This is a genomic window from Paenibacillus woosongensis (assembly GCF_030122845.1).
Classification (GTDB): Bacteria; Bacillota; Bacilli; order Paenibacillales; family Paenibacillaceae; genus Fontibacillus; species Fontibacillus woosongensis_A.
On sequence record NZ_CP126084.1, the window covers coordinates 660535 to 674649 of the forward strand.

The 14115-nt window shown below is 52.8% G+C and carries 6 protein-coding genes; 5 read left to right on the plus strand and 1 reads right to left on the minus strand.

The window, feature by feature from the left end:
* Window positions 1–390: 390 nt before the first annotated feature.
* Genes QNH46_RS02885 through QNH46_RS02900 form a run of 4 tightly spaced genes read left to right on the plus strand, consistent with a single transcriptional unit; the run spans window position 391 to window position 8964 of the window.
* Window positions 391–1233 (plus strand): hypothetical protein, encoded by an 843-nt coding sequence (locus QNH46_RS02885; RefSeq protein ID WP_283926843.1) that lies wholly within the window; start codon window positions 391–393, stop codon window positions 1231–1233.
* Window positions 1190–7018, plus strand: a complete 5829-nt coding sequence (gene pulA, locus QNH46_RS02890; RefSeq protein WP_283926844.1) for a type I pullulanase — start codon at window positions 1190–1192, stop codon at window positions 7016–7018. Before QNH46_RS02885 ends, pulA begins: the two co-directional genes overlap by 44 nt.
* Window positions 7019–7026: 8 nt before the next feature.
* The gene (locus QNH46_RS02895; RefSeq protein ID WP_283926845.1) at window positions 7027–8214 is read left to right on the plus strand and encodes an S-layer homology domain-containing protein; all 1188 of its coding nucleotides are present in this window, start codon (window positions 7027–7029) and stop codon (window positions 8212–8214) included.
* Between the two features lie 15 nt (window positions 8215–8229).
* Window positions 8230–8964, plus strand: a complete 735-nt coding sequence (locus QNH46_RS02900; RefSeq protein ID WP_283926846.1) for an S-layer homology domain-containing protein — start codon at window positions 8230–8232, stop codon at window positions 8962–8964.
* Window positions 8965–10320: 1356 nt separating this feature from the next.
* On the opposite strand, the gene QNH46_RS02905 is transcribed toward QNH46_RS02900, so the two are convergent.
* Window positions 10321–12063 (minus strand): alpha-glycosidase, encoded by a 1743-nt coding sequence (locus QNH46_RS02905; RefSeq protein ID WP_283926847.1) that lies wholly within the window; start codon window positions 12061–12063, stop codon window positions 10321–10323.
* A gap of 704 nt (window positions 12064–12767) precedes the next feature.
* On the opposite strand from QNH46_RS02905, the gene QNH46_RS02910 reads away from it, so the two are divergent.
* Entirely contained in the window at window positions 12768–14102 is a 1335-nt protein-coding gene (locus tag QNH46_RS02910) for a sugar ABC transporter substrate-binding protein (protein WP_283926848.1), read from the plus strand.
* The last annotated feature ends 13 nt before the right edge of the window (window positions 14103–14115 follow it).

Below are 14115 nucleotides of genomic sequence, written 5' to 3' on the forward strand. Positions count from 1 at the left end.
CAAAATACCATGTTCAGCGGCATATTTATTAAAAAAGTTCTGTTTTTCAGAAATCCGGATAAAAAGAAGTGCTGGTTTTAGATATGAAGGAAAATTAAAGAAAACCGGAGAAAAATCAAGAAAAATACATAAATGCTGTAGTAAACGACTTATGCAAACGTTTTAATTGAGTTAAGCGCTTAAGTTATATTGTTAATGCAGATATAGCGCTTACATAAAATTCGGGAGCCATACAGGAAATTTTCGATCGTTCATGGTAACGTTTGCGCATTGAAATTTTGGATAGCGGTGTGAGACATGGCGCGGAAAGGGGGCGTTCATCCAGCTGAAGCTTCGAGGCAATCATCTGGTCCACAAAATTCTATGGTCAGGGAAGGGAGTCTATTGCTTATGGATTATAAAAAGCCATTTCGTGTCGTTGCATTAAGCTTAGCCGTGCTGTTGTTGGTTAACCTGCTTGGAATGAGTCAAGCGTCCGGTCAAGCTAATTCGCAGTTATGGACGGCCTCACAGCAAGGAGTACAGAACCAGGAGCCAAGCCTGATGTTCCATCCGGACGGGGCTGTAACCATAACCGGAATCACGGAAGCGGGCAAGCTGTACGTGGTGGGGGACTTTGCGGCATCGGGTTGGACTCATTTTATAGAAATGACAGCAGTAAGCACTTACACCGAGAATGGAACCCGAATGAATGTGTATTCATACACTATCCCGAAAACGGATTTTATCGCGAATAAAGGTGTCGTCGAATATAAATTTTCAACTGCAGATGGAGATTGGAACGCTTCCTACGCCGATCCTCGCAACGTCTCCAGGATCAGCGTAAATTCTGCCATTCATAGCTTAAGCGTTCGGGATCATGCAGGGCATCCGCCAGGAAAAGAAGTGGTCACAGGGCAATCCCTTGACCTGCGGGCGGTTAGAATTCTCGCGGATGGCACACCACTGGATTTCACGGACTATGCTGTCTGGTCGTCCAGCCAGCCGGGTGAGATTTCGGTTGCCGGCGGCAAAGTGCAGGTTGCCGATCACGCCGCGGCTGGAGCGAGCACGGTCATATCGGCCGTGTATGAGGATATCGTAACTCAACTTGACCTGAAGGTTGTCGATCGGATTGTGGCCAGCCCAGTCATTAACGGGGACGGAACCGTGACCTTTAATAACAATACCTATACAGGAAACGAGCTGTATGTCATCGGATTCGATGAACGGCTGGTCCCCGGAGCAGAGTGAGGTCATGACGCTGGATGGGGCAGGGGTATTCTCGGCCACGATGGCCTTGGCGCCAGGCTCGTATTCTTATAAATTCAATTCGAGCCGCCTGCAGTGGGCGGATAATTTTGCCGATCTGCTAAATCCTCTCCAGCTTGACGGCAACTCTGTTGTTCATGTTCCCGGCATTCAAATCGGGGGACCGGATACCGTCGCCAAGGGAAGTTCCCTGGAGCTGAAGGCTGCGCTTGTCCAGCCCTCTGGGACAACGGAACACGTGTCCCCGCAATGGTCCTTGAAGGAGAGCGGATTGGCCGGGATCTCGATTTCCGGGAGCAGGCTGGTCATCGCGGACGATGCGGTGGGGACTAGTTTTACGATCGTTGCCGAGCATGCGGGAAACCGCAGCGAGAAGGAGGTTACTGTAGCTTCTGGACTGTACACCTTCAACTTGCATTACTTCCGTTACGACGGCAAGCAAAACGACTGGAATATGTGGATTTGGCCGGAGGGCAAGGATGGCAGCGGCTATTCCTTTACCGGTGTAGATGCGGACGGATTTGCGGTCGGAACGTATGCCTCCGTCTCACCCAAAATCGGCGTTCTGACGCGCCTGAGTGTTCCGGGTAATGACTGGAGCGCGCAGGAGATGGACCGGAAGGTGGAAATGCCTGCTGGCCAGACCGCTGTTGACGTGTACCTGGTGGAGAACGACCCGAAGGTGTATTTTGCTAAGCCGGATACCTCGCCGAAGTTCAGTGCAGTTATGGCTGACACCGTGGATACATTGATTGCTGAAGCCAGCAGCGAAATCGCCGAGGCGGACCTGAGTACGGTTCAGCTGACGGACATTACGAGTGGCAGCCGTAAGCTGTCCGTAAGCACCGCTAAGCTTAGCGGCCGTAAGCTTAAAATTACATTGAACGATGCGCAGGAATTCGACGTGACGCATCAATATACACTAGAGACGGCACACTTGGCGCCAACTTTGGTGACGATGCGCAAAATTCTGGACGATCCGTCGTTCTACTACGACGGCAACGACCTCGGGTTAACCTACACGCAATCAGGCAGCACGTTCAAGATATGGGCGCCTACCGCAGCCAAAGTCAGCGTATCGCTGTACAGCGGCGCTGGTAATTATAACGGGAACGGCCTTGTCACCGATCATGGGGGCGGTTCGGAGCACTTGCTAAACCGTTCGGCAAACGGCGTCTGGTCGGGCGCGGTGTCCGGCGATTTGAAAGGGCAATTTTATATGTACAAGGTCGAGTTTGCGGATGGAACGGTCAATTATGCGGTAGATCCGTATGCGGTGGCCGTGTCGGCGAACGGGCAGCGCAGCGCCATCATTGATCTTCAAGATACGAACCCCGCGGGATGGACGCCAGAGAAGAAGCCGCAGCTGGTGGAGCCTGCCGATGCGGTGCTGTATGAGCTGCATATTCGCGATTTCTCGATCAGTCCGGATTCGGGAATGACGCATAAGGGTAAATACCAAGCTTTTACGGAGAGAGGAACGAAGACTTCCCAGGGGCTTCCTACGGGGATCGATCACTTAAAAGCGCTCGGAGTCACGCATGTACATCTGCTGCCGGCCTATGACTTCAAGACAGTGAACGAGCTGGCGGTGGACGATCCGTCCTCCGATGCTCCGAAATACAATTGGGGCTACGATCCGCAGAACTATAACGTCCCCGAAGGATCTTATTCTAGCGATCCCAGCGATCCTGCAGCGAGAATTCGAGAATTCAAGGAGATGGTGCAGAGTCTGCATGACGAAGGCATCGGGGTCGTGATGGACGTTGTATACAACCATACCTTCTCCATTGAAGACGGTCCTTTCAACAAAATCGTCCCAGGCTACTATTATCGGACGACGGACGCTGGGACGTATTCCAATGCCACGGGAGTCGGCAATGAAATTGCCTCGGAGCGCCCGATGGTCAGTAAATATATTCGCGAGTCCGTGAAATATTGGGCCGAGGAGTACGCCGTAGACGGCTTCCGGTTCGATCTTATGGGTCTGATCGATATCGATACGATGAAGGACGTAACAAGCGAGCTGCATCAGGAGGTAGACCCCAGCCTGATCGTGTATGGAGAGCCATGGGATATGGGGCCCACGCCGCTGCGGCAGAGCTTGAAGACGATTAAGGGCTCGCAGCGAAATCAAGGCTTTGCGGTGTTTAACGATGATGTCCGCGGCGCGATCAAAGGGGATAGCGACGGCACGGGCAAAGGCTTCGCTACGGGCGAGCCCGGCCAGGAGGCCGCCGTTGTCACCGGAGTTAAGGGGGCGACGGATTCTTTTGCGGCTAAGCCTTCGGAAGCGATCAATTACGTTACCGCCCATGACAATTTGAATCTGTGGGACAAAATCGTCAGAACACAGGGGCTGGACACCGACCTGGGCATGTTGAACATTCGAGACGGCGTGCTGGAGGGCGGAGGCAGCGTCGAGGACGCGGTAGCCGCTGCGCAGCCGCATAAGTATGTTGGCACGGGAGAGGACGTGTTCGACAACGAGACGGTAAGACGCTCGCTGCTGGCAAACGGAATTGTACTTACCTCGCAGGGTTTGCCGTTCCTGCATGCGGGCGATGAGCTGCTGCGCTCCAAATACGGCGACCATAACAGCTATCGGAGTCCGGATGCGGTCAATCAGATCCGCTGGGACAACAAGGATAATTTCAGCCGGGTATTTGATTACTATCAGGGCTTGATCGAGCTGCGCAAGAGCCATCCGGCCTTCCGGATGAACTCGAAGGAAGCCATTGCTAAGCATTTGCAGGTGACGAAAAGCGATGGCAGCATCGTGTCGTTTCAATTGAAGGATTATGCAAACGGTGACACCTGGAACAACATCATCGTCATTTACAATGCCAACAAAACGGCCCAGACCGTCAAGCTTCCCAGTGGGTCAGCCTGGAACATCGTTGTCGATGACCGGTCTGCAGGAACGGCAAAACTGGGGGCTCCTGTAAACGGCAGTGTAAAGGTTGCCGGGTTGTCGATGATGGTGCTGTACGACGAAGAGACGCTGTACACGCCGGAGGTAAGCAAAATTGAGCTGACTCCTGCTGCCTTAGGGCTGGAACCAGGCATGAACCGCTCGCTGACGGCCATCGTCCGCGACCAGAAGGGCAACCCCATGGCCGGGGCAGGCCTTGTCTGGAGCACCTCGGATAACAAGGTAGCTACCGTGAGCGACAGAGGTCTGATCAGCGCCAAGGCGGAGGGGACGGCAACGATTACCGCCGCTATCGGCCAGATACAGGCTGCCGCTACGGTGCAAATTGGCAAATTGCAGCCTACAGCGCTGACATTGACCGGGGCGGGCGAGGTTTATGCTACCCAGTCAACGGTTGTAAACGCGACGCTGTTGGATCAATTTGGCCAGATTTTGAAAGGCAAGACTTTAGCTTGGGGCAGCTCGGATACGTCCATCGCAACCGTAAGCGGGACCGGGGAAGTCAAGGGGCTGAAACCGGGAACCGTTACGATCACCGCCCGGATCGGCGGACTTCAGGCTGAGAAGCAAATCAAAGTTCTGCCTTTTGAAAAGAAAACGGTACAGCTCCGTTATACACGCCCCGATCAGAATTATGAGGACTGGAACCTGTGGATTTGGGGAACCGGCGGTGTGAGCGACGGTCAGGTGAACTTCACGGTCCGGGACGGCGTTGCAGTCGCGAATATCGAGACCGCGCCAGACAGCGGCTCCGTCGGATTTGTTGTCCGCAAAGGCACGGACTGGAGCACGGCGAAGCAGGATATTCCCGATGACCGGAGCATTCCGCTCGGAACCGGACAGACCTTCGTGAAGGTGAATGTGCAGAGTATGGTCATGGAGATTGAAATTGTGCCGGAGGTGAGCGGGCCGGCGTTGAACGAAGGGGACATTATTTTCTATTTCCGGGATGACGATCTGTATCGGCAGGATGCCATGCATACGATATCCGCCGTGAAGCTGAATGTGTCTTCGGGGCATGGTACCCATGATGTCCAGAGCTATGACATGGTCTATGATCCGAAAAACGAATATTTTGTCTATACGCTGAAAAATGTAGAGCAGGGCAAATATTTTTACGATTTCACGGTCACGCGCAATGGCCAGGACACCATCGTTTTGGATGACAAAAACCCGCAGCGTGAAGGCGGCCGTTCTGTCATCGAGTTCCTGAAGCCGGAGCTGGATATTCAGGCAGGGATATTCCCGGCCAGCTTGAACGGAGCCATCGCTTACCATGAGAATGCAGTATTGACGCTGAAAGTAACCGGGGATGAAGGCGTCAGGCTGCGTGAAGCCTATGCGGATTTGCGGCAGCTCGGGGGCGGGGCGAAAGAAGCCATTGACCCGCTGCTGCTCGAACGGACGATCTCTGTGGCCGATCATATAGCAGCTGGTACTAAGACAATCGGGCTTACGGTCATTGATGAATATGGCAACAAGCATCAGGGTCAAGCAGAAATTACAGTGAAAGCGAGAACGGGGAGCTCGCCGCTGGATTTCGACTGGGATGAGGCGAGGATTTATTTTCTCCTGACGGACCGCTTCTATAACGGCGACCCAAGCAATGATAACCCAAATCATATCCCAGGAAGCTATGACCCGGCTCAACCGGAAGCCTATCATGGCGGAGATATCCGCGGAATCATCGAAAAGCTCGATTACCTGGAGAAGCTGGGGATCAATACGATCTGGATTACGCCGATCGTGGATAATGTCGATTTTGATGTCCGTCAGGGCAAAAGTGGATCGCAATTCGGCTATCACGGTTATTGGGCCAAAAACTTCGAGACGATGGATGAGCATCTTGGCGATATCAGTGATTTCAAGGAGCTGATCGACAAAGCTCATGACCGCGGCATGAAAATCATGGTCGACGTGGTGCTGAACCATGCCGGTTACGGCATGAAGCAAGGCGATCAGGCCGCAGGAGTTCCGGGTTATCCGGCAGCGGAGGACCAGGAGCGCTTCGCGGGCATGCTGCGCGACGGCGGAACGGACACGGTTCGCGGGGAACTCGCCGGCCTGCCGGACTTTAAGACGGAGGAGGCCGAGGTCAGGAATAAGCTGATCGAATGGCAGGTCGATTGGCTCAGCAAGGCGCGTACCGATCGCGGTGACACGATTGACTATTTTCGCGTGGATACGGTGAAGCATGTCGATGAGACGACATGGATGGCTTTCAAGAACGAGCTGACGAAGACTAAGCCCGATTTCAAACTGATCGGCGAATATTTCGGGGCATTCCCGGGCAATACCGGCGGATTTTTGGGGAACGGCATGATGGATTCATTATTGGATTTTCAATTTAAAGACAAGGCTAGAGATTTCGTGAACGGCCAGATCGACAGCGTGGAATCTTACTTGCAGCTGCGGAACGGATTGCTGACGAGCGTTAAGACGTTTGGGCAATTTTTGAGCAGCCACGATGAGAGCGGCTTCCTGTCGCATTATGTGGACGGCGACATCGGCAAGCTGAAAGTGGCGGCAGCGCTGCAAATGACCAGCAAGGGCCAGCCGGTAATCTACTACGGTGAGGAATTGGGGCAATCGGGCGGAACGGCGGGCGACATGGATCTTGGCGAGTTTAACAACAATCGGGATGACATGCCTTGGGAAAAAATAGACGGCCTTGATGCCGCGGCGATGGATATCCATACTCACTACACGAAGCTGCTGCAAATTCGCGCGAAGCATTCGAAGGTGTTCTCCAAGGGAACACGGGCGAAGCTCGGCGGATCGGACGCAAGCGGTATGTTGTATTCTCCAGGACGCTTGGAGAAGAGGCGGTGATTGTGGGGGTGAATACGAGAGCGGAGGAGGCTGCGGCCGAGTTTAAGGTTCCTTTTGCCGCAGGAACGATCCTAACGGATGAATACAGCCAGGCCAAGTATAAGGTGGCAAATGGCGGCAAAGTGTCCGTGGTCATTCCTGGCAAGAATCAGGGCGGAACCATCGTGCTGTCCGCTCCGGACAAAGGAAAGCCGCAAGAGCCTGGAAACGGGGATCCTGGTTCTGCGCCATCTCCTTCGACGCCGGGCAGCAGCGGCAGCAGCGGGAGGGGAGCAGGAGATGGTGCCGATAACGACAAGGGTAGCCAAGATAGTGCAGGCCAGCCTGCGGACGTGCAGTTTGTAAGTGATCCGGTTGCGGAGAAGGGTGTAGTCACGATTGTTGCCGAACCGGGCAAACGCATAATCCGGCTGCCCGCAAACGCCACCGCGCTAGACGGCAGCAACGCGTTGAGATTTAAGACGGAACCGTTCACGCTAGACGTACCAGCCTCTGTCGTGAAGCAACTGATCGACTTGATTTCGGCAGGCACGCAGAACGATGCAGCGAATGGGGCAGCGGATGGTTCTTTGGTAAGCGCTGTGAGTGGTGCTTTGAATGGTGATCTGAATGGTGATCTGGATGGTGATTTGGATGGTACTTTAAGTGGTACTTTAAGTGGTACTTTAAGTGGTACTTTGAATGGTTCTTTGGATCGTATTTTGGATAGTGCCCAAATCGTTTTCTCGTTCCAGCCTTTAGCGGATGAGGAAGGGCGGAGACTTCTGGTAACTGCCCAGCGAGGGCAAGGAAGTGTTGTTCTGAAGATACAAGGAAAAGTGTGTGAAGTGGAGCTGTTTGTTGTGACAGGGGACGGGAAAATGCTGGCGCTCGATAGGTTCACCGCCCCGCTGCATATCCACTTTAATACGGATGATGCATCATTGGGCTCCACATCAGGACTACACGGAGTATTGGGCATTTACCGTTTTGCGGATAACGGTCTGCTCCAGTATGCAGGAGCCCGCTGGTCGGGGACAGGATTGTCGGCTAAGCTTAATGCACTTGGGAAGCTTGCGCTCGTAAGCTATAACAGAACGTTCAGCGACGTTCTCCTGGAGCATTGGGCTAATGATGCAATCAAGCAGTTGGCCGCCCGGCAGATTGTCATGGGGGTATCGGAGGAGGCGTTCGCACCCTCAAAAAGCGTAACATGAGCGGAATTTACCGCAATGCTGACCAGAGCGTTGGCATCGGAGCAGCCACTGAAGGCGGAACAGCTAGAGCGGCAAGGGTCAGGGCCAGGGCAGGGGCAAGGACAAGAGCAAGTGCAAGAGCAAGTGCAAGGGCAAGAGCAAGGGCAGGGGCAGGGGCAAGGGCAGGGGCAAACGCAGCAGGAACAACAGCAAATGCACCCAAAGCAGCGGCGTGGACAGCAGCTAGAGCTGGAGCAAAAGCAGTCGTCTGGAGTTGAAGCCATGCTGACGCCGCATGGACTGGAGCCTACCGCTAACATGAGTTATCGTGACGTTTCCGCCTCGGCATGGTATGCAGATGCAGTTGCGATCGCCAGTGCAGCAGGTATCATTAAGGGCCGCGCGGACGGCACGTTTGGCGGCGACGACGTTATTACCCGCGAGGAAATGGCGGTAATGCTCATTAGAGCCTACGACGTGATGAACGATGTCAAGGGCGGGCGCAACGAATACGGTACCGAGGATTCTAGTGCTGCTGATGTGGAAAATAGTATTGGAGAGGGGCACGATCCGGCCCGGGAATCTACCCGCACAGTACGGGCTGCATTCAAGGACGGCAATAGCGTTGCTCCTTGGGCGCAGCAGGCAGTTTTGGAAACAACAGCTTTGGGTATGCTGAATGGCAAGGGGAACGGTCTTTTTGCACCGAAGGAACAGTTAACCCGTGCGGAAAGCGCACAAGTGATATGGAAGCTGCTGCAGCAATATTAAAAGCAATACAAGAGACCCTTGGGCGTGGATTGTTCCGCTCAAGGGTCTTTTTCATCTTATGGAAGTCACTTCCCCGCACCTGATGTTACTCAATGTATGTCAAGTCACTACACCGCACCAAATGTAACTCAATCGTATGCCAAGTTACTCACCGCACCAAATGTTACTCAATCGTACGCCAAGTTACTCACCGCACCAAATGTTACTCAATCGTACGCCAAGTTACTCACCGCACCAAATGTTACTCAATGTACGCCAAGTCACTACACCACGCCTAATGTTACTCAATGCTATGTCAAGTCACTTCCCCACGCTAAATGTTACTCAATGTATGTCAAGTCACTACACCGCACCAAATGTTACTCAATGTACGCCAAGTCACTACACCGCACCAAATGTTACTCAATGCTATGTCAAGTCACTTCCCCACGCTAAATGTTACTCAATGTATGTCAAGTCACTTCCCCACGCTAAATGTTACTCAATGTATGTCAAGTCACTACACCGCACCAAATGTTACTCAATGTATGTCAAGTCACTACACCGAACCAAATGTTACTCAATGTACGCCAAGTTACTCACCGTACCAATGTTACTCAATGTATGCCAAGTCACTACACCGTACCAAATGTTACTCAACGTACGCCAAGTTACTACACCACGCCTAATGTTACTCAATGCTATGTCAAGTCACTTCCCCACGCTAAATGTTACTCAATGTATGTCAAGTCACTACACCGCACCAAATGTTACTCAATGCATGTCAAGTCACTACACCGCACCAAATGTTACTCAATGTATATCAAGTCACTACACCGAACCAAATGTTACTCAATGTATGTCAAGTCACTCACCGTACCAATGTTACTCAACTCAAAGTTTCACCCGTTTGATGCATAAGCTTGCCCTGGGAAGTTTGGTTGTGTTTCTTTACGGACCGAGAAGCCGCTATTTTGCCTGAAATGTGGTTTTTTGAAGGGCTAACGGACCCTCGTTCCGCTATTGTAGTAAAAAGGCGTCCAAAGGCATGAAAAAAAGCCCAATAAGGGCTTGTAGGTCCGTTAACATTAAAAAAGGGACAATATGCTGCGAATAGCGGAACCTCTGTCCGTTAAATCCTAGCGCGCATCTCGAAGGGCCCTTGCAGGCCTCGACTAGCGTGCATCTCGACCGGTTACCACAGGCCGTGTTTAGCGCGCATCTCGAAGGGCCCCTGCAGGCCTCGCCTAGCGCGCTTGCCGCTCGGCCAACCCCGTGCCTCGCGGCCGCGCTCGCAGCAGCGCCGCCGCCAGCGCCGCCCCGCCCTGCGGCCCGCAGGGCTCCGCCGCCGCGCCCGCAGGGCGCGCTGCGCGCCTGCTACGCTCTCGTCAAGATCGCATAGCCGTAGGCTGGCAGCTTGACGGAGAGCGTGCCGTGCTGCACCGGCCATTCGCGGCCGGCAAAGGTGTCGATCCACTTCTCGCCAGCGGCTTCAACCTGGATCGTCTGGCCGACGCTGTCGTTGTTCAGCAGCACGAGCACCGATTGCTCGCCTAGGCGGCGCTCATAGGCCAGCTTGCTTCCCTTCGCTTCCGCAACGCGGAAGTGGATGGAGCCGGTACGAAGCGCTGGCAGATCCTTCCGAATGGCAATGAGCTTCTGGTAGAAGGCGAACAGATCACGATCCTGCTTGGCAGGGTCCCATTCCATGCATTTACGGCAGTCGGGATCCTGGTCGCCGTCGAGGCCGATCTCGTCGCCATAGTAGATGCACGGCGTACCGCTGTAAGTGAACAGTAAAATCGCGGCCAGCTTCATCAGATCCTTGTTGCCCTCGCAGAGCGTGAGAAGGCGCGGCGTGTCGTGGCTGTCCAGCAGGTTGAAGGCCACCTCGCTTGCCTGCTGCGGGTAGCGGGACAACTGCTTGCCGATCGCATTCGCATATCCGGCGGAGTCCAAGGAACGGCGGACGATAAAGTCCAGCACCGCCTCGGTGAACGGATAGTTCATGACGGCGTCGAATTGGTCGCCCTGCAGCCAGCCGGACGATTCATGCCAAATTTCGCCCAGAATGTACGCGTCCGGGTTGGCTTTTTTCACAACCTTTCGGAAATCCCGCCAGAACTGGTGATCGACCTCATTAGCGACATCCAGGCGCCAGCCGTCGATCCCGACCTCCTTGATCCAGTACTCTGCCACGCCCAGCAAATATTCCTTCACCTCGGGGTTCTCCGTATTCAGCTTCGGCATATGCGGCTCAAAGGAAAACGTATCATAGGTCGGCACTCCATCCTTAACCTGCAGCGGGAATTCGCGGACGACGAACCAATCCTTGTAGCGGGATTGCTCGCCTTTCTCCAGAACGTCGACGAAAGGGGCAAACGTCTTCCCCGAATGATTGAAGACCGCGTCAAGCAGGACGCGAATCCCGCGCTCATGGCATGCTTTGACGAGCTTCTTCAGCGTCTCCGCATCCCCGAAATGGGGATCGATCTTCATGTAATCGGCCGTGTCGTATTTATGATTGGTAGTCGCCTCAAAAATAGGCGTGAAATAAATGGCGTTAATCCCCAGCTCGCTTAAATGATCGAGGTGATCGATGACCCCTTGCAGATCACCGCCAAAAAAATTATGCCGCTCCGGCTTGCCGCCCCAAGGGAGGACATTAGCCGGATCCAGGCTGGGATCGCCATTGGCGAAGCGTTCGGGAAAAATTTGATAGAACACCGCGTCCTTCACCCATTCCGGTACGGTAAATATGTCCGCCGGATTGATGTAAGGGTAATCGAACAGCCGGTCCGGAACAGCCGGACGCTCCTGTGAGAACTCGCTTTCTGTCATCCAGATTTGCTCCTCGCCCTTTTGCAGCAGGAACCCGTATTTCAATCGGCGGTATGGCGGCTTGACGACGCAAGCCCAGTAGTCGAACAACTCGTCGGAGGCCATTATGGACATCGGAATCAATTCTTTGCTTTGATCCCATATGTATTTGTCGCCGGTAAAGGCATAGACATGGGTAAGGTCATCTTTTTTGGCCCGGAGGCGAAGGTGGATCGTCTCCCGGTCGTAGGCATAGGACCAGTTCAGTTTGGGACGGTGATAGACAGCTTCGAGCAGCATGCATGATTCCTCCTAAACAATGAGTGATATGAGTACAGAAATCGCATGGAATTACTGGCTTAAGTATGGATCGAAATACGGCAATTCTATACTCGCAGGCGGATGATTCTCCTATCAAGCTGGTTTATGAATGAGTGACGGGAAGGCGGAGCAGCTAAAAAAGGCACATCAAGGCCAAAAAGCAGCAGCCGAGGATGTACCTTAACGATAACAGCGCCTTCAGTTTATATGCGTAAAGCCCAGCACCAGCAAAGAGTTAACCGCATTCATGGTGGATTATAGCATTGTTCAAACCGTTGCACAAGTCGGAAAAACACCACCTAAAATTTAGAAGATAATCCTAATGATTATTACGCGTAATAAACCCGTAAAACCGCAATATACATAGATTTATAGATTAATCCGTCCGGGCTGTAACCCCGAGCAAGCTGGATAATTTTGAGATATTGTGTGAAAACGTGAGTTATCCGAAGATATTTAGACTAAATAGAATTTTATATGGCAAAAACGATAAGTGCAAACGTTTTTACATAGGAATTGATGTGTTGTATGATGTGGGCGAGGATAAAGCGCTTTCTGAGTGGGGATTTGGTCAGGATTTCAAATGTATACATACTAAACAACCAGAATAATCGCATTTTTTGAAATCGTTTGCGCAACTTCCGCATTTGTAAGCGTAATAATTTTTAGGAGGGGTTAGCTTTATGAATTTCAAAAAGTCATTTAGAAAAGCGCTGCTGCTGGTCGCTGTACTGACACTGACAGCTTCCATGACCGCCTGCGGCACCAAGAGCAGTACTGGCGGGGGTGAAGGCGCGAATACTCCGGCGCCGTCAAATGCAGCAAATAACAAAGAAAATACTACCGCGGTACAGGACGGAGAACTGGTGCCGGAGGAAGGGGCGGAGCTCCTCGTTTGGGAGAGTAGAGAAGAGGTTCCCTTTACTGAGGAAATCGCCAGGCAGTTCGAGGAGAAGTACGGCGTTAAGGTGAAAATTGAAGAAGTGGCCACTACTGATCAAGTGGGTAAATTAACGACGGACGGACCTTCGGGATTAGGTGCGGACGTGATTATCATTCCGCATGACCATCTGGGGAACGCTGCGGCATCGGGATTGATTCTGGCCAATGACGTCTTTGCAGAGGACACGAAGAAGAACAACACCGAAGCTTCGATTATTGGCGCTACGTTCGAGGAGACGCTTTACGGTTATCCGAGAGCGGCTGAAACGACAGCTCTTTTCTACAACAAATCACTCGTTCCTGAAGCGCCAGAATCCTTTGAGGATTTGATTGAATTCGGCAAAACGTTTACGGATAAATCCAAAAAGAAATATGCCCTGATGTGGGAAGCTGGAAATATGTACTTCAACTATCCGTTTATCGCTAGCGGAGGCGGTTACCTCTATGGCGACAACGGCACGAATAAGGATGATATTGGCCTTGCTCATGAAGGCGTAGCCGAGAGTATGAAGGTGTATCAAAGCCTGGCCGAAATTTTGCCGATCAAGAGCGGAGACATTAACCCGGATATCAAACGCGGCCTGTTCGGTGCAGGCGATGTAGCCATGGATATCAACGGTCCATGGGAGGTTGCCGGCTACAAAGAGGCTCTTGGCGACAACCTGGCGATCGCTCCGGTACCTACAGTGAATGGTAAGCCGGCAATTACCTTCTCGGGCATTAAAATCTACACCGTAAGCTCCTTTGCGAAATATCCGAATGCGGCTAAATTGTACGCGCAGTTTGCAACGACCAAAGAAGCTCAGCTGCTGCTGAATGAGAAGATCGGCTCGGTGCCTACGAACCTGGAAGCGCTGGAGACCGACCAAATCAAGAACGATCCGATCGTATCCGGTTTCGCCGAGCAGGCCAAAAACTCGGAGCCGATGCCTTCCATTCCGGAAATGGCCAACGTATGGGCGCCTGTAAATGCGGCCATGGCCGACATTTGGGACAATAAAACTGACCCTAAGGCTGCCATGGAGAAAGCGATCACGCAAATCAAAGATCTGAACAACGGACTGGCTGCGGAGTAATTATAGGGCCTAC

What these genes read in the sequence shown, in the direction of transcription:
- QNH46_RS02885 (WP_283926843.1), top strand. Translation starts at nt 391, where the DNA reads ATGGATTATAAAAAGCCATTTCGTGTCGTTGCATTAAGCTTAGCCGTG.
- QNH46_RS02905 (WP_283926847.1), bottom strand. Translation starts at nt 12,063, where the DNA reads ATGCTGCTCGAAGCTGTCTATCACCGTCCCAAACTGAACTGGTCCTAT.
- QNH46_RS02910 (WP_283926848.1), top strand. Translation starts at nt 12,768, where the DNA reads ATGAATTTCAAAAAGTCATTTAGAAAAGCGCTGCTGCTGGTCGCTGTA.
- pulA (WP_283926844.1), top strand. Translation starts at nt 1,190, where the DNA reads ATGTCATCGGATTCGATGAACGGCTGGTCCCCGGAGCAGAGTGAGGTC.
- QNH46_RS02900 (WP_283926846.1), top strand. Translation starts at nt 8,230, where the DNA reads ATGCTGACCAGAGCGTTGGCATCGGAGCAGCCACTGAAGGCGGAACAG.